At 45.1% G+C, this 19,977-nt stretch carries 17 protein-coding genes; 8 read left to right on the forward strand and 9 right to left on the reverse strand.

The genetic code is table 11. The features are described from left to right. Nucleotides 1-74 precede the first annotated feature (74 nt). Both L4D76_RS03360 and L4D76_RS03365 read left to right on the forward strand, forming a co-directional pair. Nucleotides 75-1,151 (forward strand): DUF4382 domain-containing protein, encoded by a 1,077-nt coding sequence (locus tag L4D76_RS03360; protein ID WP_428439517.1) that lies wholly within the window; start codon nt 75-77, stop codon nt 1,149-1,151. Nucleotides 1,152-1,584: 433 nt separating this feature from the next. Beyond that, nucleotides 1,585-2,364: a tetratricopeptide repeat protein gene (locus tag L4D76_RS03365; RefSeq protein ID WP_428439518.1), complete on the forward strand. Its 780-nt coding sequence runs from the start codon at nt 1,585-1,587 to the stop codon at nt 2,362-2,364. A gap of 122 nt (nt 2,365-2,486) precedes the next feature. Here the strand turns inward: L4D76_RS03365 and L4D76_RS03370 are convergent, their stop codons facing one another. The 6 genes from L4D76_RS03370 to L4D76_RS03395 form a co-directional block, all read right to left on the reverse strand. Further along, nucleotides 2,487-3,680, reverse strand: a complete 1,194-nt coding sequence (locus L4D76_RS03370) for an aminotransferase-like domain-containing protein (RefSeq protein WP_428439519.1) — start codon at nt 3,678-3,680, stop codon at nt 2,487-2,489. Beyond that, the gene (locus tag L4D76_RS03375) at nt 3,680-4,297 is read right to left on the reverse strand and encodes a LysE family translocator (RefSeq protein ID WP_428439520.1); all 618 of its coding nucleotides are present in this window, start codon (nt 4,295-4,297) and stop codon (nt 3,680-3,682) included. The genes L4D76_RS03370 and L4D76_RS03375 overlap by 1 nt, the downstream gene beginning before the upstream one ends. Nucleotides 4,298-4,303: 6 nt before the next feature. After that, nucleotides 4,304-5,071, reverse strand: a complete 768-nt coding sequence (locus tag L4D76_RS03380; RefSeq protein WP_428439521.1) for a class I SAM-dependent methyltransferase — start codon at nt 5,069-5,071, stop codon at nt 4,304-4,306. A gap of 301 nt (nt 5,072-5,372) precedes the next feature. Next, nucleotides 5,373-5,621 carry an IS110 family transposase gene (locus L4D76_RS03385; protein ID WP_428439573.1) on the reverse strand — a complete coding sequence of 83 codons (249 nt, stop codon included), beginning with the start codon at nt 5,619-5,621 and terminating at the stop codon, nt 5,373-5,375. Nucleotides 5,622-5,651: 30 nt separating this feature from the next. Continuing rightward, nucleotides 5,652-5,843: a hypothetical protein gene (locus tag L4D76_RS03390; RefSeq protein ID WP_428439522.1), complete on the reverse strand. Its 192-nt coding sequence runs from the start codon at nt 5,841-5,843 to the stop codon at nt 5,652-5,654. A gap of 253 nt (nt 5,844-6,096) precedes the next feature. Further along, a complete protein-coding gene (locus L4D76_RS03395) occupies nt 6,097-7,017 on the reverse strand; it encodes a LysR family transcriptional regulator (RefSeq protein ID WP_428439523.1) in 921 nt (306 codons plus the stop codon). Between the two features lie 209 nt (nt 7,018-7,226). Here L4D76_RS03395 and iadA point away from each other — a divergent pair, with 209 nt between their 5' ends. The 5 genes from iadA (at nt 7,227) to torA (ending at nt 13,908) form a co-directional block, all read left to right on the forward strand. Beyond that, on the forward strand, nt 7,227-8,363 hold the full coding sequence (gene iadA, locus L4D76_RS03400) for a beta-aspartyl-peptidase (protein WP_428439524.1): 1,137 nt from the start codon (nt 7,227-7,229) through the stop codon (nt 8,361-8,363). 10 nt (nt 8,364-8,373) lie between these two features. Next, a complete protein-coding gene (gene dcuC, locus L4D76_RS03405) occupies nt 8,374-9,837 on the forward strand; it encodes a C4-dicarboxylate transporter DcuC (RefSeq protein WP_428439525.1) in 1,464 nt (487 codons plus the stop codon). Nucleotides 9,838-10,008: 171 nt separating this feature from the next. After that, on the forward strand, nt 10,009-10,182 hold the full coding sequence (locus tag L4D76_RS03410; protein WP_428439526.1) for a periplasmic nitrate reductase, NapE protein: 174 nt from the start codon (nt 10,009-10,011) through the stop codon (nt 10,180-10,182). Nucleotides 10,183-10,218: 36 nt separating this feature from the next. Continuing rightward, the gene (torC, locus tag L4D76_RS03415; RefSeq protein WP_428439527.1) at nt 10,219-11,403 is read left to right on the forward strand and encodes a pentaheme c-type cytochrome TorC; all 1,185 of its coding nucleotides are present in this window, start codon (nt 10,219-10,221) and stop codon (nt 11,401-11,403) included. A gap of 27 nt (nt 11,404-11,430) precedes the next feature. Continuing rightward, nucleotides 11,431-13,908 carry a trimethylamine-N-oxide reductase TorA gene (gene torA / locus L4D76_RS03420; RefSeq protein WP_428439528.1) on the forward strand — a complete coding sequence of 826 codons (2,478 nt, stop codon included), beginning with the start codon at nt 11,431-11,433 and terminating at the stop codon, nt 13,906-13,908. A gap of 140 nt (nt 13,909-14,048) precedes the next feature. Here torA and L4D76_RS03425 read toward each other — a convergent pair whose 3' ends face one another. Both L4D76_RS03425 and L4D76_RS03430 read right to left on the reverse strand, forming a co-directional pair. Next, the gene (locus L4D76_RS03425) at nt 14,049-15,734 is read right to left on the reverse strand and encodes an NAD-dependent malic enzyme (protein WP_428439529.1); all 1,686 of its coding nucleotides are present in this window, start codon (nt 15,732-15,734) and stop codon (nt 14,049-14,051) included. Nucleotides 15,735-15,819: 85 nt separating this feature from the next. Continuing rightward, the gene (locus L4D76_RS03430; RefSeq protein ID WP_428439530.1) at nt 15,820-17,004 is read right to left on the reverse strand and encodes a dicarboxylate/amino acid:cation symporter; all 1,185 of its coding nucleotides are present in this window, start codon (nt 17,002-17,004) and stop codon (nt 15,820-15,822) included. Between the two features lie 395 nt (nt 17,005-17,399). Between L4D76_RS03430 and L4D76_RS03435 the strand changes: the two genes are divergently transcribed. Continuing rightward, a complete protein-coding gene (locus tag L4D76_RS03435) occupies nt 17,400-18,299 on the forward strand; it encodes a LysR substrate-binding domain-containing protein (protein ID WP_428439531.1) in 900 nt (299 codons plus the stop codon). A 129-nt stretch (nt 18,300-18,428) separates the two neighbouring features. Here L4D76_RS03435 and aspA read toward each other — a convergent pair whose 3' ends face one another. Beyond that, nucleotides 18,429-19,859 carry an aspartate ammonia-lyase gene (gene aspA / locus L4D76_RS03440; RefSeq protein ID WP_428439532.1) on the reverse strand — a complete coding sequence of 477 codons (1,431 nt, stop codon included), beginning with the start codon at nt 19,857-19,859 and terminating at the stop codon, nt 18,429-18,431. Nucleotides 19,860-19,977 lie beyond the last annotated feature (118 nt).

The following is a 19,977-nucleotide window of genomic DNA, read 5'->3' on the forward strand; positions in this document are numbered from 1 at the left end:
TTAACTCCTAAAATTTTAGTGTTGGATTCGGCCATCCAACATAACTATTTTCACATTATCGTAGGGGTGATGACATGAAAAAAATAATTTTAATGGTGCTCACCATGTTTGTGGTGGCTGGATGTGGCGGCTCTTCTGGTGACTCAGTTACATTAGCTGCAGATCCCGAAGTGGTTGATTCGACTTCAGCAACTGATGGTGGTACGGATCCAGGAGGTACGGTTCCAGGAGATACGGATCCGGAGACAGGTCTGCTAACGGTTGATATCGCACAGACACCAGTACAAGAGGCACCAGCATTACAAGTTTGTGTGGCTATTGATGGCATGGAAGTAACCAAAGCCGATGAGACTATAACAGTATCTATGGAACAAGCGGTAAGTTCAGATGAGTGTATTCCTCCTCTTTTCTCAGTGCCGCTCGGTGATGATGGTAACCCACTATTTATCGTAGTTAATCTTGTCGACCTGGTAGATGACGGTACAGATACTGTTCGTCTTATTTCCGAGCAGTTGCTGCCAGCCGGTGAATACTCAAGCCTGACATTATCTATGTATGATCCAGATGATCAAGGTTATGGTGACATCATGCACACACCGTATTCTTATGTGCGTGACCTTTCTGGTGATGATCCCAAGCAATTAAATATTGCTGGTGAGCAGCTGACCTTTGATGATGGTTTTACTGTTAATCCTGGCGAGAAGAACACGTATACCATAGCATTTGATCTGCATAGTATTCTTCAGCTTAAAGTGGAAGGTGAAAACAAATTTTATGAGATGGCAAATGAGATGATAAACGAAGGAATGCGTCTGGTCGACAATCTGCTGTCCGGTGTTATTCACGGCATTATCAATCCATCAGCCTGTGCATCATCGTTAGATGACGCCTATGTCTATCTCTATCATGCCGATACCGCGTTCCATCATGATCTAGGTTCAGATTATCCACCTGTACTCAGTGCGAAGGTAAAGGTAATTGACAGCGATTATAAGATGAAATTTGTGCCTTATGGTAACTATGATCTGACCTTAGTATGTAACGGTTCGGCTGATACCCCCGATATTCCTGATCAGTTCTTGGATATAGATTTATCGGTACACATGGATCAAAAACTCGATTCCACTGACCTTGATCTTGATTTTCACTGACCTTGATCTTGATTTTTAACCCAGATAATGAACCTGTTTGGTATCAGTAATATTGTTAAACGATGAAGCAAACCCGCAGAGCCGGTAGATGAGATGATCGTCTACCGGCTTCTAGCGTGTCAGCCTTTTCATATTATCAGTTTCTTTGCATCAATCGCCGGACTCAGCATTTTAGCCGAACCATTCAGCGAGGGTTCAGCGTTAACCGCTATGCTTTATGATGCCTGAAAAAGATCTACCTCTCATTATTAAGAATGCACTACACACTTTCATCTGCTATAACATCTTGACCAAACTATAAATAACGCGTTTTGTCAGTGAAGTCAGTCATACCTGCCTATATCTTTCTGGTTGTTTTTTAATCACCGCTTATATAAATTCTATTCAAACACCAGTTAGCCCCTTTGAAAGAGACCTTTTTATGCAAGCTGTTATGACTCTGAAAAAATTCGCCCTCAGTGCCGTATTTGGCTTGGCTGTTACTGGGTATAGTATTTCTACTGCCACTGCTTCGGTGACTACCTCTCCGGCCAATCATCTGCTTTCTACACTTAAATACGTTGAACTGGAAGCAGAGCAAGGTGATACAAACATGCAGCTGTTTCTTGGACGCGCATACCTTGAAGGCTCAAACGGGTTAAAGTCGGATACATTGAAAGGCTTGTACTGGCTGCAAAAAGCTGCAGTTGATATGCCTGAAGTGAAAACAATGATTGGTGATATGTTCAAAGCCGGTCAGGTATTGCCAAAAGATCCTGCACAGGCGGTACAGTGGTATACAAAAGCGGCCGAAGAAGGTTCAGTGCCGGCAATGGTTGAGCTGGGTGGTTATTATGCCTCGGGTGCTACTGGCCAGGTTGACTGCGCGAATGCGATTAAATGGTTCAATGAAGCATCAAATGGCGGCTCTTTGGAATCGAAGCGTAACTTAGTTTGGTTATATGCAACCTGTACTGATGAACGTATGCGTGATGGTCAGCGGGCATTAAAATTGGCGAAGCAAGTATTGAGTCGTAGCGGAGCAGGAGATGCCGGTGACTACGATAATCTGGCAGCAGCTTACGCGGCTTGTGGCGAATTCAGAGCGGCAGTAAAGGCGCAGGTAGAAGCCATGGGTAAATTGGAAAACACAAATACGCAACGTTTTGTAAAATTCGAGCAGCGTTTAGAGTTATACAAACACAGCCAGACGCTATATAGCGCATCACTATAATAAATCGATTGTACATCTAGTATCAGAGAAAGGAGCCGAAAGGCTCCTTTTTTATTTGCCTGTAATTCCCTTCTGGTTAATACCAATCAGCATAAACATTTGCTCATACTTGCTGGTTAAAATCACCTTGTAACTTTCGAAAACTTTGCACAGAACCCGTCGTTATAACTGTAATCATTAAGAGCATTACAAAGTTTAATTACCGCATTTTCAATCTGGCTGTATGGGAGACTTGTAAAGTTGATCCGAATGCCTATCTCTATTGCATTCCCGTCAGGGTAGAAGGATGCACTTGGCATAACCGCGATACCTTTTTGCAAAAGGTAATCTGCCAAATCCAAGGTATCGCACTTGGGAACCTTCATCCAAACGAACATCCCACCTTCAATGCCATCCACCTCAAACGAACTGGGTAAGTTACCCCTGATAACAGCCATCATCTTGGAGTACCTTTTGTTGTAATTTCTCCTCACCTTAGACAAGTGTTCAGAAAACCCAGGATGCTTCAACACTTCCAATAACAAAGCTTGCATAGGTAGTGAAGAGTGGATATCGGTTATTTGCTTCAACTTTATTAAAGGCGCTAGCAACTTATTAGATCCGCTAACACTACAAAGCCTAAAGCCAGGAGCAGTCACCTTAGAGAACGAACGAAGAACAATAGAATTGCCAGGACAAAATTTCGAGGCTAAAGGGTGGCTAGTTCCTGAGAACCTAAGTTGTCGATAGGGAACATCCTCCAGTAGAATCACCCCATACTGAATACAGAGGTTGGCGACACGTTTGCGCGTTGCCAGTGACCACGTAAAACCTGTAGGGTTTGAAAAATCAGGCACAGCATAGAACACCTTCGGCCTACGATCCCTAAACACCTTCTCCAACTCAAAGAAAGCTTGGTCATTGGTCAACGGTGGAACAGCGATTATCGCAGCGGAGGTCATTTTAAACACTTGGATAGCACCAACAAAGTTTGGCACTTCCATAACCACAGAGTCACTCTCGTCTAAAAAAGCCCTAGCAACCAAATCAAGTCCCTGCTGCGCACCATTACACATCATCAACGAGCCAGTTTCCTCGAGCTCATAGTCGGCGGATAGGTAGTCGACTAAAGGGCGGTATCCGATTGATGAGCCATATTGATACACACCAGCATTTTTCAGATAGTCGCTGCCCAAAGAACTAATAATCTCTTCAGGAAATGTGTCGGGATCTGGTAGACCTCCAGCTAAAGAAATGATGCCTGGGTCAATCGCAGCAGCGAACAACTCATCAACAAAAGGCACATTGTTGCTACTTAACTTCTGTGTCAGTCTCATCAATTGACTCCACTAAATATTGCAGTGAAAGCAAAAAATAAGAACGTAATACCTGATATCAACTCAATATAAAAAGACTTAGACTGCAAAAAGTTCTTAGATGCTGAGCAAAATGACGCATACACCAAATGAACTGAAAATGTGCACAGTAGTAAAATGGCTGTCAACATAATGAACTGCCATTCAACAGCATTACCAGGAATCAAAAATGTTGGAAGTAATGCAGAAAAAAACATAAATGTCTTAGGGCTCAGTGACACCACCATCGTTCCAGTAAGAAACGAATAATTTACATTCTTGTTACTGGTACTGCTCGAGCCACTTTTGCTATTAAATGCGCTCTTAAAGCAAAGAATAGCTATATAGCCGATGTAAACCCCTCCCAGCCCCCGTAAAAGGCTGAATAGGTCGTCGGAGTAACTTGCTGCCGCATTAACCCCAAAGGAGGACAGAATGCCTACAAACCCCATACCAAACACAATTCCCAACATGAGTGGTAGTGTTTTCTTAAAGCCATTCAGCGATGCACTGTTTAAAACGGCAATAGTACCCGGGCCAGGAGTGCCAGCCGCCAATGTACAAGTAAGCACATATAAAGCAATATTGTCGATGACCATTATTTCTTAACTCCCTTTCTCAGCGATCATTAGCGTCATAGGCCAATTAAGGTAAACACCATCTGCGTGCTTTTCGATACCCAAAATTTCTTTGGCGTTCTTAAGCGTGTCATCAACAGAAACCCCTGGTTTATTAGATAGCAATAAGCCAATGAACTTGCCGATATCACTTTCCGTTTTAAACTTCCACTTTAGTGGGATATCGATAAGCTCAGGCGCCCCCCAGCCACTATTTAGACACAAGCTCTTCGCAAATTCTTTACTGAGAAAGCTAACTTCATGGCCGGTAGTACAGGCTTTAGCTACAAAATCATCAAAAAACTTGGCTGTTGTACTACCGGAAAAAATATCAAAGATAATGCATTTAGAACCAGGCTTACTGTGTCTCGACAACTTGCTCATTACTGCCGTTTTATCAGCCACATGATGAAATGCACCACGACTCCAAATAAGATCAAAGCTGGTATCACTGGTAAAAGCAGCGTCTTCCGCAGTCGTACAAGAGATTGTTAAGTTTTGAGCATCAACAGCAAATAGAGGGGCAAGCTGAGCTTTCGAAGGATCAATGACATGCAACTGCCCTGAGTTTTTGACCCCATCTAAAATTGCAAAGCTAAAAAATCCACTACCAGCTCCCAATTCAGCAACAACGTCTCCCTCTTTTGGGCTTAGATATTGATGCATTATCTGCATATCTTCATCCCAAACACCTGGGAACTGAGAAATAGCACTTTGGTAAGACTTCGAGCGAACTTCACCAAACTCAACAGACATATTAGATTCCTTTCTTTTGTAATATGAGTGCGGTAGCATATGCGAGGTGATGTCAAATTCAACTCAAGAAAATGGTTTTTGGGGGGGATTGCGCTAATTTATGTAAAATTTCCCACGTTTCAGATTAAGTTATTGATATAAAATTAGTAAATGGTCGCCATCTTCTTCGGTGGTACTAATAACCATCTTCAACAATAGAAACCGACAAAGGATTGCAAAAAGTTGATTCAAGATAAACCGAGCAGAAGAAGTCAGTGCGTTATAAGTGCTCTCTAACTCAAATGGCAGTAACTTGCGCAGTTTATTGATGCTTTGAGGGAATTCTACACCATATTGCCATGGCAAAGCCTCGAATGCGATTTGCGGTTGCTGTACGTTGTTTAATGTAGCTTTCTCGAAGTTTAAGCACACTGGCAATATCTTGTTGCTCTGTGGTTTTTACTTGAACAAAATGCACATCTGAACGTTGAGCGGCCTCAAAAATAGCAAGTGCATCGTTCGCATCATTTTTATTACCAGAGCGATACTTTCTGACGATTTGTGCAGGAATGAGTTGAACCGTGTGCCCACTTTTTTGAAACTATCGTCCCCAAAAATGTGCTGTCGCACAGGCTTCCATGCAAATCAGAGAACCAGGATTATTAGCAATAAATACTACCATCTGTTTCTGGGACATTTTCTGAGAAGATTTCAATTTGCCATGCTTGTTAAACAGCGCAACTTGAAAAACAGTTTTGGCAAGGTCAATATAAATAGTGTTAGGCTTATTCATGGTATGGGCTCCTGGTTAGTTGACACTATTACCTTAGTCGACGCTGTCGGTTAAGGTGGGGAGTCCATACCATTGAGATATCCGGGATCCAGCTCTAGCTGTGTGCGCCTTAGATTCCGTATAAGTTCGTACCTCATTTTACGGAATGACGAAGTTTTTTGGCTGAACTGGTCAAAACGTCTGTGATTAAGTACTAGTTACTGCAAACTATTCCTTATCTTAGGCGATATTTCCTGCGCAATTATCTGAACACTTACTTATCCCGATTGGTATAAGCCTCTTGTGATAATTGCTCAATACCCTGCCAAAACTGATTAATAGCGGGGCGTGTCGGGTTTTTCGAACGATAACAGACAACCTCCAGAGAAATTACCGTTTCGGGCTGATCAGTAAATGCCTGAACCAACAAACCTTGCTCTAATTCGTTTTCAATCGCATGCATGGGCGCCCAGGCGATACCTGCTCCGTTAACGGCCATTTTGATGAGTGACTCACTAAGCGTTGTTTCAAAGACCTGCTCTAGCGGAAGCTTGATCCTTTTGGTTAATGGTGCGACAACATTAAACAAGAAAGTATGTTCAGAATAAGCCAGATAGGGATAGCTCTGATCGTTCGGGTGCTGTTTGAGTAACTGTGGTGAAATAACCGGAATAATGCTTTCTTTGCAGACTAAACAGCGATCGAGTTTATTTTCGATTAAAAACGAAGGACGCATTCCCTTGGTATTGTAGGCAAAAAGTATATCGTTAGAGTTGTCGAGCAGTGCCTGAAAGTGATTATCTATTCCTTGCACTGACGGGTTAACTGCGAAATTGAGTCCTTCGAATAATTGTTCGGCCTGGCTAAACAGACTCGGCAGCAAATTTACCGCAAAGGAATGGAGGCAGACAATGCGAACGGACTTGTCTGTTTTCAGTGATGCCTGAGAAAAATCGTCTTTCGTCACTTTTACCATATCAAGCAAGTTTTCCACATAGGGAACAAATTTTTTCCCGTGTTCGGTTAGCTCAATCGGGTAAGAGGTACGATCAAATAATGTTACGCCGACCCATACCTCCAAAGCCTGGATCCGACGGCTGAAAGCCGACTGGGTAACATGCCTGGCTTGTGCCGCAGCCGAGAAGTTTCCCTGCTCCCGCAGGCTCATGAAGTCATCTAACCACTTGAATTCCATTCAATTATCCTTATTTTTCGGTCTTTATGATCTGAATGCATACTATCATTCGAAATCAGCAATGGAAAACAAAATACTCACAGTTAAAGTGCGGGTATGCTGACTGGCAATGAATAGAAGCCGTATAAAGCGGTAGTTTTTGTTAGTTCCTCCGCCGCTTTTTATCAAGTGGTCTGAGACATTTATCCAAAATAATACTAAGAGAAAATATGTTTACCCTACTGAAAAATACCGATCTCTATTGCCCGGAGCATGTTGGCAGAACCGATGTTCTGCTTGCCCATGACAAGATCGTGGCAATTGAACAAGCACTGAACATAACAGGACTGAGTGATGTCACTGTCATCGATTGCGGGGGGAGGATGGTCACACCGGGACTGATTGATCAGCATATCCACCTTACCGGAGGTGGCGGTGAAGCAGGCTTTGCCAGCAGAACCCCGCAGGTCACGCTGTCAAAACTGATCAAGGCCGGAACCACCACCGTTGTTGGTGTTCTCGGTACCGACGGTATATCCCGTTCACCCAAAGACCTTTATGCCAAAGCGGCGGCACTGACCGAGGAAGGCATTACCGCCTTCATGCACACCGGATCTTATGAAGTGCCGACCAGAACCATCACCGGCAATATCCGTGATGATCTCACCTTCATTCCCCGTATTCTCGGGGTAAAAATAGCGCTGGCCGATCATCGCTGCTCGTTTCCTACGACACAAGAACTGGTACGGATTGTCTCCGATCTCCGCATTGCCAGCTTGTTATCGGGAAAGCGGGGGGTATTACATACCCATATGGGCAGCCTGCCACAACCCTTTGCTCAGATTAATGAACTGCTTGATATGGGAATACCTATCCATCATTTCTCACCGACCCATGTCGCCCGAACTGAGTCGTTGTTTGATGAAGCAATTGGATTCGCCTTACGTGGTGGTTGCATTGATATTACCTCCGGCGGCAGCCGCTTCACCCCGCCCGAGCATGCTGTGAAACTGGCGCTGGAGTCGGGCATTGCAGCCAGACAAATCACCATTAGTTCCGATGGTAACGGCAGCTTACCCAAGTTCAACCCTCAGGGGGAACTAACCGGACTGGCCGCCGCGGATGTCGACAGCAACCTTTTGTTGCTGCCAAAACTTATCGATCAAGGGATTTCACCAGAGCAGGCCTTTGCCATGTTGACATCTAATGTCGCTGACTCACTTGGCATTAACAAAGGGCGTATTCAGGCTGGTCGGGATGCTGATATTTGTATATTTAACGATGACTTTACTCTGCACGGTGTGATCGCTAAAGGCAAAACCATGCTGGCTGATAATAATCTGCTGGTCGCTGGTAACTTCGAATAAAGGAATAATCATGAGCTTACTTATAGCATTGATCGGACTCATTTTTGCGGGTCGACTGATTTTAAAAAACTACAACCCACAGGCCGTACTGTTTTTAACCGGTATTGCCATGATGGCCATCGCTGTTTTTACCAATGATGCAGCTTTTGTTGATAAATCAACAGGATGGCTTGGTTTTGATATTTTCGAGTATATCCGGAATACGTTTAGTCACCGAGCAGGGGGCTTAGGCCTTAAGATCATGCTGATCGGCGGTTTTGCGATGTTCATGTCTGCAATCGGTGCCAGCCAGGTGATGGTAAAAGTGGCTGCAAAGCCATTGATGAAACTGAACTCTCCCTATCTGATGCTGGCACTAGCCCTGATCCTGGGTCAGGCACTGTCGCTGTTTATTTCCAGTGCAACTGGTTTGGGCTTGCTGCTGATGGCAACGCTCTATCCGGTATTGATCCGCTTAGGTTGCAGTAAAGCCGCCGTTGCGGCAGTACTTGCCAGCACCTGTGCGATTGAGTTCGGCCCGGGCTCTGGCAATTCGATCCTCGCGGCACAAACTGCCGGGATGGATATTACAGACTATTTTGTTAACGAGCAGCTTCCGGTCATCAGCATGCTAATTGTGATTGTTGCCGGCATCCATGCTCTGGTACAGCGATATTTTGATAGCAAAATGGCCCCGGAAGAACAGTCTGCACAATTACAAGGTGAAATTGAAGAGACAGAAGCTGACGCTCCTCTCTACTACTTGCTGCTACCGATGCTGCCGTTGTTTTTCATGCTGACTTTCAGCAAGATGGGTGTCGGTACAATTAGAGTGGGGATGGATACCGCGATTTTGCTGAGCATCTTTATCGGTCTGGTGTGTGAATACCTTCGCCATAAACAAGCCAAGCCGGTATTTGTAAAGTTGCAGGGGATTTTCAATGACATGGGCAAGGTGTTCGCCACTGTGGTTACCCTGATCATTGCAGGTCAGACTTTCGCTATGGGTTTGAAATCAATCGGGGCTATTGAGGCACTGTTAGACATGGCAAGCAGTGCAGGCTTTGCAGCCAGTGTGATTGTGCTGTTTATGGCTGTATTGACCTTTTCAATCTCAGCACTCATGGGCTCTGGCAATGCAGCTTTCTTCTCCTTCGCGCCGATGGTGCCACAAATAGCGGAAAAAATAGGTACCAATGTCGCCGATATGATCCTGCCCATTCAGTTGTCTGCTGGTATGGGTCGGACTATTTCGCCGATTGCCGGCGTCATCATTGCGGTCGCCGGTCTGTCGGGACTGTCCCCTTTTGATATCGTCCGCCGCACCGTTATCCCTATGTTGAGCGGTTGGCTGATCATGCTGGCGATCACCTTTGCCCGCAGTGGCCAGTTTATGCAGTTACTGCCATTCTTAATCGGTATTATCGCCCTGCTTGTGGTTATCACCTTTATCATCAAGAAAAGGGCTAAGCAGCAACTTGCCAGCCAGGTGTAATGCCAACGGCACTAAACCTGTGATCTGAAACAGGCTCTAACAATAACGTCGCCTTGTCAGGCGGCGTTTTTTTATCTAAGGCTGCAACATCCTTAACTATACTTTCGGGTATGGCTGCCCCTTTAGCGTTTAGTGAAGGGGGGTAAACATAACAATAATAGGATGTTAGCAATGAGTAATTCTGATGCAGTAGAAGAAAAAGACCGAGCTAAATATGAGTGGCGCTCTTTTCTCTTTATCGCTGTCTGCCTATTCCCCATTCTTGCCATTGCAATAGTTGGTGGCTACGGTTTTCTTATCTGGGCATTCCAAGTATTCTTCCTCGGCCCTCCTGGTCACGGCTAAATCAAAATCACAGCCAATAAAAACAGGTAGGTTATTATGATGAGTTTGATTAAAAAGCTGTGGGCTACTTTTTGGCGTCCTGCAGTGCATATAAGTTTGGGCGTATTAACCCTGGGCGGCTTTATTGCCGGAGTACTTTTTTGGGGAGGATTTAATACCGCCCTGGAAATGACCAATACCGAGAAATTTTGTATTGGTTGTCATGAAATGCGTGACAACGTCTACGAAGAGCTGCAATCAACGGTGCATTGGTCGAATCGTTCTGGTGTCAGGGCGACTTGTCCAGACTGCCATGTTCCCCATAACTGGACAGATAAAATTGCACGCAAAATGCAGGCCAGCAAAGAAGTTTACGGGGCTATTTTTGGCACCATCAGTACCCGTGAAAAATTCATGGAGAAACGTCTGGAACTTGCGCAACACGAGTGGAAGCGCTTCTCTGCCAATAAATCGCTGGAATGTAAAAACTGCCATGATTACGACAGCTTGAAGTGGGAAGAGATGTCGAGCCTTGCCAAAGTGCAAATGAAACAGGCCGCCGAGCGCGATCAGAGCTGTATTGATTGTCATAAAGGCATTGCCCACCAGCTACCCGCCGATATGGAAAGCTCTGGTGGTATGATTTCGCAATTGGTTCAGCAATCTTCCAGTACAAGCTTTAATGCCGGAGAGACCTATTACAGTGTGCGTCATTTGCCGATATATGAAGACGAAGCGTTAACCGTTGATGGCGGTCAGTTGAATCCTGCCTCTGCGATTAAGGTTGTTGCGGTCTCCGATAAGGCGATACAGATCGAGTTATCAGGCTGGCGAAAAATGAAAGGCTTTGGGCGGGTAATTAATGAAGACTTTGGTTTTAATATTTCAACAGCAGCGCTGAGTAAAGCGACTGCCCAGAACGAAAGCCTGGTAGAAACGTTTGAAGAAAAAGAAGACGAAATGACCGGTCTTCCTTGGCAGCGTGTAAAGGTGAAGCTCTGGATGCCGCAAGATTCATTAATTGATGATGTTCAAGTCATCTGGGATGAAGCGAAATCTGCTTACAATACCAACTGTAGTGTGTGTCATACCCAACCGGCTGAAAATCACTTTGATGCCAATACCTGGCCTGGTATGTACGACGGAATGCAAGCGTTTGTTAACTTCGATCATGACAGTCAAGCCTTGGTATTGAAATATTTACAAAAACACTCGTCAGATTTTTCTGACGCAGGCCATTAAAGTGACAGAGTAAGCGAGGGATTTAATATGTCTCTGAGTCGACGTAAATTTTTAAAAGGGTTGGCAACTACAAGCGCTGCGTCTGTTATCGGGCCGGGTTTGTTAATGTCAGCGGCTAAAGCCGCAACAGAAGCGGCAGGTGATCAAGCCAGCGGTCTCTGGAAAGTATCTGGTTCGCACTGGGGTGCTTTTCGGGCTCGTATTTATAATGGCAAAGTGGCTGAAATTAAACCGTTAGAGCTGGATAAGCATCCGACGGAGATGATCAACGGGATCAAGGGGATCATTTATAACCCGTCGCGGGTACGTTACCCGATGGTTCGTTTAGATTGGCTGAAAAAGCATAAATACAGTGGTGAAACCCGGGGTAATAATCGCTTTATTCGGGTGACATGGGATGAAGCATTGGATCTGTTTTATCAGGAGCTTGAACGAGTACAGAAAGATTACGGCCCGTGGGCATTGCATGCCGGCCAGACCGGTTGGCGTCAGACTGGTCAGTTCCACAGCTGTACCAGCCATATGCAACGCGCTGTAGGTATGCATGGGAACTACATCACTAAAGTGGGAGACTATTCAACAGGGGCCGGTCAGACGATTCTTCCTTATGTTCTGGGTTCGACGGAAGTCTATGCACAAGGTACATCTTGGTCTGAAATTCTGGATAACAGCAAGAATATTATCTTATGGGCGAATGATCCCCATAAGAACCTGCAAGTCGGCTGGAACTGTGAAACCCATGAGTCGTTTGCTTACCTGGAACTGCTGAAAGAGAAAGTGGCGAAAGGGAATATCAACGTTGTTTCTGTTGATCCGGTGAAAAATAAAACTCAGCGTTATTTGGGTAATAAGCATCTTTATATTAACCCGCAGACTGACGTGGCATTTATGCTGGCGCTGGCGCATACCTTATATAAAGAAGATCTGTACGATAAGGAATTCATTAAGACTTACTGCTTAGGTTTTGAAGATTTTGTCCCATACCTATTGGGTGAGAGTAAAGATAAGGTAGAGAAAACACCGGAATGGGCAGCTGAAATTTGTGGGATATCTGCTGACAAGATCCGTGAATTTGCACGTATGTTGGTGGCTGAACGTACTCAGCTCCTATTTGGCTGGTCTGTTCAACGTCAGCAACATGGTGAGCAGCCCTACTGGATGGGGGCAGTGCTAGCGGCAATGATTGGCCAGATTGGTCTGCCTGGCGGCGGGGTCTCTTATGGTCACCACTACAGCTCGATTGGTGTACCTTCTTCCGGTTTTGCTGCACCGGGTGGTTTCCCTCGTAATGTCGATCAAGGCCAGAAGCCTAAATGGGATAATGACGACTTCAAGGGTTACAGCCGTACGATCCCTGTTGCGCGCTGGGTGGATTGTCTGCTGGAGCCGGGTAAAGAAATTCGTTACAACGGCTCAAAAGTTAAATTACCGGATTATAAAATGATGGTGGTGAGTGGTAATAACCTATGGCACCACCATCAGGATCGTAACCGAATGAAAAAAGCGTTCCAGAAGCTGCAAACTGTCGTCACCATTGAATTTGCCTGGACCGCGACCTGTCGTTTCTCTGATATCGTTCTGCCCGCTTGTACCCAGTTCGAACGTAATGACATTGATGTCTATGGTTCATACAGTGGTCGTGGCTTGCTTGCAATGCACAAGCTGGTTGATCCGCTGTTTCAGTCAAAAACAGATTTCGAGATCTTTACAGAATTAAGCCGCCGTTTCGGCCGTCACAAAGAGTACACCCGTGGTATGGACGAAATGGAATGGGTACGTTCACTCTATACCGACTGTCGTAACGCCAATAAAGGCAAGTTTGAGATGCCTGAGTTTGACGTGTTCTGGGAAAAAGGGGTGCTTGATTTTGGTGGCGGTAAACCCTGGGTTCGCCATGCTGACTTCCGTGAAGATCCGGAAATAAACGCATTAGGCACGCCATCAGGCTTTATTGAAATTTTCAGCCGTAAAATCGACCGTTTTGGTTACGAGCAGTGCCAGGGCCATCCAATGTGGTTCGAGAAGAGCGAGCGATCTCATGGCGGTCCGGGCTCAGACAAACACCCGTTCTGGTTGCAGTCTTGTCACCCGGATAAGCGTTTGCACTCGCAGATGTGTGAATCGGATGAGTTCCGTGAGACTTATACGGTACAGGGCCGTGAGCCGATTTATATCAATCCGACAGATGCGGCAGCAAAAGGGATCAAAGATGGCGATTTGGTTCGCGTATTTAATGACCGTGGTCAGCTATTAGCCGGTGCGGTACTTACCGATAGTTATGCCCCAGGTGTGGTGCGCATCGAAGAAGGTGCGTGGTATGGCCCATTGAATGAAAAAGTGGGTGCTATCGATACTTACGGTGATCCTAATACGCTCACTCAGGATATTGCGTCATCAGAACTGGCGCAGGCGACCAGTGCTAACACCTGTAGTGTCGATATAGAGAAGTTCAAAGGTGAAGCACCGCCGGTGACATCGTTCGGTGGGCCGATTTATGAGAGCTAGATAAGCTTTGGCATAAATGGCTTGGGGCGTAAAAAATGTTCCAAGCCATTTTGTGGTTTTTTGTAAGGCTCTTCCTGTCCCGAAAACAGAACGAATACCAATCTGAATAATGTGGGGGCATTAATCAGATTGGTATAAATTTACAGTGCGGTTCGTTTGTATTTTAAATATTCAGGTTTCCAAAAAAAACTGTCAATTTTTTCAAGTAACTGTTCATCGGTACGTTGCGGCGCTTTATTTTGTTCTACGGCTTTTCGGGCCACCGCCAGCGCAATATGACGGGATACCTGGTGGATTTCTTGTAAAGGTGGCAACAAAGCACCTTCCCCATTGCGAGCAAGTGGCGAACATTCGGCTAAGGAGCGGCTGCTTGCCATTAACATTTCATCCGTGACACGGGTCGCACCGGATGCCAGCACACCAAGACCAATGCCCGGGAAAATATAGCTGTTGTTACACTGGGCGATGGGGTAGGACTTGTCATTAAAAGTCACCGGGTCAAACGGGCTGCCAGTTGCAATAAGCGCGTCGCCTTCAGTCCAGCGAATAATGTCTGACGGCGTGCCCTCGACACGGCTGGTGGGGTTTGACAACGGCAAGACAATCGGGCGCTTGCAGTGGGCATGCATTTCCGTGATCACCTCTTGACTGAACAGGCCGGGGACACCGGAAACGCCGATCAGGACCGTTGGCTTGGCATTGCTTACTACATCCAGCAGGGAGATGCTGCCGGTCTCATTCCACTGACTGACGGTGGCACTTTTCTGGACCAGCTTCTGCTGGAAGTCGAGCAGGTTCTGCATGTTGTCAGTGAGCAGCCCCCAGCGGTCAACCATAAAAATACGTTCGCGCGCAGCACTGTCACTTAGCCCTTCGGCTACCATTTGCGCAACAATAGCCTCAGCAATCCCGCATCCGGCTGAGCCGGCCCCGACAAAAGTGATCCGTTGCTCGGAAAGCTTGGAACCGGCGGCCTTGCAGGCGGCAAGTAAGCTGCCTACGGTAACGGCGGCTGTCCCTTGGATATCATCGTTAAAGCAACAGACTTCATCCTTATAGCGATTGAGCAGAGGCATGGCATTTTTCTGAGCAAAATCTTCGAACTGAATCAATGCATTCGGCCAGCGGRATTTCACTGCCTGGATAAACTCTTCCACAAAATCATCATATTCCGGTCCGGTAATGCGCGGGTGACGCCATCCCATATACATAGGATCCGATAAGAGTTGGGTATTATTGGTGCCAACATCCAATACGATTGGCAACGTGTTGGCAGGATTGATGCCGCCGCAGGCCGTATACAGCGCCAGTTTGCCGATAGGAATACCCATGCCGCCGATCCCTTGGTCGCCCAGGCCAAGAATACGCTCGCCATCGGTAATAACGATAATTTTCACATCCTGACGGGCCGCGTTGTTTAAAATATCAACGATGTTGCCGCGTTCGGGGTAGGTGAGGAACAGTCCTCGTCCGCGACGGTAGATGTTTGAGAATTTTTCACAGGCTGCACCAACCGTCGGGGTGTAAATGATCGGCATCATCTCTTCAATATGATTCTCAATCAAACGATAGTAGAGCGTTTCGTTGGTATCTTGGATGTTGCGTAGGAAGATATGCTTATCCAGATCATGGTTGAAAGTTTGATATTGGCTGTATGCCCTTTCTTCCTGCTCGGTAATGGACTCGATTGTTGCTGGCAGCAGCCCCATCAGGCTGAAGTTTTGTCTCTCTTCCGGCGAAAACGCACTGCCCTTGTTGAGCAGGGCATTTTCTAGCAGGGTTGGACCGGCATAAGGAAGATATAGCGTTTTATTATTTTCGTACATTTACAGCTTATCCTGTTTATCTTTAAAAAAGAGTTGCCCTGAAACAACTCTTATTGTGATATTCAATGAATAAAATTAAGCCTGGTTAGATTGTCTCTTCTACCAGCTCTAATCCTTCTTCAGTCTCTCCCGTCTCGCCGGACATCTTGTCAATCAACAGGGCAATTACGCCATCACCGGTCACATTACAGGCGGTACCAAAACTGTCTTGTGCTAAGTGAAGAACAATTTGCAGCGCAATCATTTCTTCGGTAAAGCCAAGCATTGAACCAAGCAAGCCGACAGAAGCCATGACGGCACCACCAGGCGCACCCGGAGCGGCAACCATGGTGACACCTAACATGGCGATAAATGGCAGGGCTTCGAGCAGGCTAGGGACAGAACCACCGGTCATGAGAATGACGGCTACCGCAACACTGGCGATACTGATCACCGAGCCTGACATGTGGATGTTGGCACACAATGGCACGACGAAATTGGCAATTGAACTTGATACGCCATTGCGTTTAGTTTGTTGCAACGTTACCGGAACGGTCGCGGCGGAGGACATCGTACCAACAGCGGTAAAGTAGGCTGGCATCATGGTACGAAGGATCTTTAGCGGAGATTGCTGTATGGCAATACCTGTAGTGACAAACTGGAAGGTCAACCAAACCCAGTGCATGACGATAACAGCAACTAACACCAGGCTAAAGGTTTGCAAGGTGGCAAATACGGTGCCTTTTACTGTCATATCGGCAAAGACGCCTGCGATATAAAAAGGCAGTGCCGGGATGATGACTTTATTTAAAAACAACTCAATGATATCACGGCCCTGATCACTTACTTTCTTCAGGTGTTCAGCTCCAGAACTTGAAATGCCCAGACCAAAAATGAAGGCAATAGTCAACGCCGTCATAATGTTCATTATTGGCGGGATCTGAAGTGCTAAGAATGGTGCAAGAGCGGCTTTAGCCTCGGGCAACTGGCCAGCACCATCGAGTAAAATAGGGAACAGGCTCTTTGCGACCAAGAACGCAAGAATACCGGCACCTAACGTTGACATATATGCCAGGCCGACGGTTTTCCCCAATAATTTTCCGGAGTTTTTCGGTAGGCTTGCTATGCCACTGGTAACATAAAAGAGGATTAATAACGGGATGGTAAATTTAATTAATTGGCTAACCAAATACTTTACAGTGATCAGACTTTGAATAAGTACATCTGGCGCAAACATACCCATCAGTATGCCTATTAATATTCCACACAATAATTTAACGATTAAGTTCATTTTATTGACCTTTAATTTATTAGGATACGAGTTTCTTATAATAATATGTTGACTTGTTTCTAATTTGGATTGAACGGTTAATATTGAATCTATTTGTATGTGTATCACCCATCGCATTTGTTAATACAATGGCAGTGTTATTTATAATAATGTTACAGGTGAATGGTATGATTATCTGCCATGCTTGTGAAATGCTGAAATAAAAGGCTTGGTTATTAAAAAGCATCAGGTTAAATTTAAGGTTTGTGATCAACTTAATAGACAATTGTTAATAACTAATTGATCCTTAGTATCATCTGCTAATGACCTATAATTATCTATGTAAGAGCTTATTTTTATACAAAGTTATTTTGAAATGACGACTGCCGTAGAATCAATAGTATTGAGCAAAATAAATGAAAAATATAGAAACAAAATGGCTGCAAGATTTCCTTACCCTTGCTGAACTACAAAATTTTTCCCATGCAGCAGCTGTCCGCAATGTTACTCAACCAGCATTTAGCCGACGAATAAAATCGCTTGAAGCAGAATTAGGTTTAGTCTTGATTGATCGCAGTAAATCACCTATTGAACTGACTCTGTGTGGAAAGCAGTTTAAAACGACGGCACAATCTATTATTCATCAAATAGATGAAGAAGTTAACCGTTTAGCAGGAAGCTCTTTTCATGGTCGACATACTGTTCGGTTAAGCTCTGCGCACTCCGTTGCTATCAGCTTGTTGCCTAAATTACATTCGTGTCTGTTTAACCCAAAATTGAATACAAGTTTATCTGTTGATGCCAATGAAGTTGATGACGCAGTTGAATTACTCATAGACGGAAAGTGCGACTTTTTATTCTCATTTTACGAAGATAGGCTGCAAGTTGCCCCGTACCGATCAATATATCTTGGCCGTAGTTATTTGTACTGTGTTTCAGCGGTGGACGAAAATGGAACTCCGCTTTTTGATCTTACACAAAATGATGATGTTCCATGTCTGGACTATACACCAGAAAGCTATATGGGAAGAGCGCTTCATCGAGCCAATGCCAAGCTTACCTCTAATACGGTATGTTCATCTTCAATGACTGATTTTATCAAGGCTTTAGTGTTGCAAGGCAAGGGAATCAGCTGGTTACCTGATTATGCAATAAAAGAGGAGCTAGCATCAGGTCAATTAAAAATACTAACAGAGAGAGAGCCGGTTCCATTAGACCTGTATGTTTATCGCTATTATTCTAAGCTGCACTCATCATGTGAAGCTATGTGGAACGAGTTAAGTAAAGTGAGTCCGATCAAAGAGTTGACTGGCTAATTAATAGGGTGAGTTTTTAAATTCCCCTCAAGCATGAAAGCGTTTATTTGCAATATATATCCTCAATGCAAGCATAATAAAAGGGCTAGTATCTAGCCCTTTTATTTTTGGTGTTATCTATAATCTATATTAGTTATATAGTTTTGCTTTGTATTCAGGGTGCATCAGGTTTTGTACAGAAAATATTTCGTTCAGGTGTTCTTCTGAAAGTAACTTGCGCTCCAATATCACTTCTGTAACACTTTTTCCTGAGTCAGCACAAATTTTACCGACAATGTCACCTTCATGGTGGCCAATAAACGGGTTCAGGTAGGTAACGATACCGATAGAATTAAAGACGAAGTTTTCGCAAACTTCTTTGTTCACGGTGATACCGCTGATGCACTTATCGGCAAGGTTGATACAAGCATTATTCAGCAGTTCAATGGACTCAAAAATAGCCTGACCGATCACCGGCTCCATGACATTGAGCTGCAGCTGGCCGGCTTCTGCGGCAAAGGTAACCGTAGTATCGTTGCCGAACACTTTAAAGCAAACCTGATTAACCACTTCAGGTATAACCGGGTTAACCTTGGCTGGCATAATCGAAGAGCCGGCCTGCATTTCAGGCAGGTTAAGCTCGTTTAAGCCAGTACGCGGTCCGGAAGAAAGCAGGCGCAGGTCATTACAGATCTTAGACAGTTTGACTGCCAGACGTTTAAGCGCGGCGTGAACGGTTACATAGGCACCACAGTCAGAAGTGGCTTCGATAAGATCTTCGGAAGGAACGCAGTCCAGTCCGGTTGCCTCGGCAAGGTATTTCACTGCCAGTTCCTGATAACCCGCTGGTGCGTTAAGACCGGTACCGATAGCAGTAGCGCCAAGGTTTACTTCCAGAAGCAGCGAGGCTGCGTATTTCAGGTTTTTGATTTCTTCTTTTAACAAGATGCTAAAAGCACGGAATTCCTGACCCACAGTCATCGGTACGGCATCTTGTAGCTGAGTTCGGCCCATTTTTAGGATATCTTGGAACTCTTCGCTTTTTGCATCGAAGGCTGCTTGAAGATATTCGATTGAACCGATCATCTTGATGATGCTGTTATATACAGCAACACGGAATCCTGTTGGATAGGCGCAGTTAGTCGACTGGCTCTTGTTCACATGATCATTGGGGTTGATGATGTGGTATTCGCCTTTTTCGTGCCCTTTTAGCTCGAGCGCAACGTTAGCGACAACTTCGTTGGCATTCATGTTGACTGAAGTACCGGCACCGCCCTGATATACATCAGAGATAAACTGATCCATGCATTTACCAGTATCAAGGATCAGATCACAGGCTTCAATAATGTACTTGCCCACATCACTAGGGATAGTGCCCAGTTCCATATTGGCCTTTGCGGCTGCTTTCTTGGTAAACATCATGCCGCGAACAAACTCAGGTACATCAGAAATTGTCATCGACGAAATAGAAAAGTTCTCATAGGCACGCAGAGAGTGGATCCCGTAATAAGCCGATGACGGAATTTCCAGTTCACCTAGTAGATCTTCTTCGATACGTACCTTATTAGAATTGTTGAGCATAGCCGTTACCTTTGATGATGATGAAAAGACACCGACACAATGGTCTTTTCACCATCCAAAGTGAAATGCTAAAAAGTAAGTAATAATGCTTTTAATGCATAGTGGGGATTATTTGTTA

The sequence above is a fragment of the Photobacterium sagamiensis genome (genome assembly GCF_050337085.1).
In the GTDB taxonomy this organism is placed as follows: domain Bacteria; phylum Pseudomonadota; class Gammaproteobacteria; order Enterobacterales; family Vibrionaceae; genus Photobacterium; species Photobacterium sagamiensis.

Bases quoted from the DNA above. Each gene is read 5' to 3' on its own strand.
- L4D76_RS03360 (WP_428439517.1), top strand. From the start codon at position 75: ATGAAAAAAATAATTTTAATGGTGCTCACCATGTTTGTGGTGGCTGGA.
- L4D76_RS03365 (WP_428439518.1), top strand. From the start codon at position 1,585: ATGACTCTGAAAAAATTCGCCCTCAGTGCCGTATTTGGCTTGGCTGTT.
- L4D76_RS03370 (WP_428439519.1), bottom strand. From the start codon at position 3,680: ATGAGACTGACACAGAAGTTAAGTAGCAACAATGTGCCTTTTGTTGAT.
- L4D76_RS03375 (WP_428439520.1), bottom strand. From the start codon at position 4,297: ATGGTCATCGACAATATTGCTTTATATGTGCTTACTTGTACATTGGCG.
- L4D76_RS03380 (WP_428439521.1), bottom strand. From the start codon at position 5,071: ATGTCTGTTGAGTTTGGTGAAGTTCGCTCGAAGTCTTACCAAAGTGCT.
- L4D76_RS03390 (WP_428439522.1), bottom strand. From the start codon at position 5,843: ATGAATAAGCCTAACACTATTTATATTGACCTTGCCAAAACTGTTTTT.
- L4D76_RS03395 (WP_428439523.1), bottom strand. From the start codon at position 7,017: ATGGAATTCAAGTGGTTAGATGACTTCATGAGCCTGCGGGAGCAGGGA.
- iadA (WP_428439524.1), top strand. From the start codon at position 7,227: ATGTTTACCCTACTGAAAAATACCGATCTCTATTGCCCGGAGCATGTT.
- dcuC (WP_428439525.1), top strand. From the start codon at position 8,374: ATGAGCTTACTTATAGCATTGATCGGACTCATTTTTGCGGGTCGACTG.
- L4D76_RS03410 (WP_428439526.1), top strand. From the start codon at position 10,009: ATGAGTAATTCTGATGCAGTAGAAGAAAAAGACCGAGCTAAATATGAG.
- torC (WP_428439527.1), top strand. From the start codon at position 10,219: ATGATGAGTTTGATTAAAAAGCTGTGGGCTACTTTTTGGCGTCCTGCA.
- torA (WP_428439528.1), top strand. From the start codon at position 11,431: ATGTCTCTGAGTCGACGTAAATTTTTAAAAGGGTTGGCAACTACAAGC.
- L4D76_RS03430 (WP_428439530.1), bottom strand. From the start codon at position 17,004: ATGAACTTAATCGTTAAATTATTGTGTGGAATATTAATAGGCATACTG.
- L4D76_RS03435 (WP_428439531.1), top strand. From the start codon at position 17,400: ATGAAAAATATAGAAACAAAATGGCTGCAAGATTTCCTTACCCTTGCT.
- aspA (WP_428439532.1), bottom strand. From the start codon at position 19,859: ATGCTCAACAATTCTAATAAGGTACGTATCGAAGAAGATCTACTAGGT.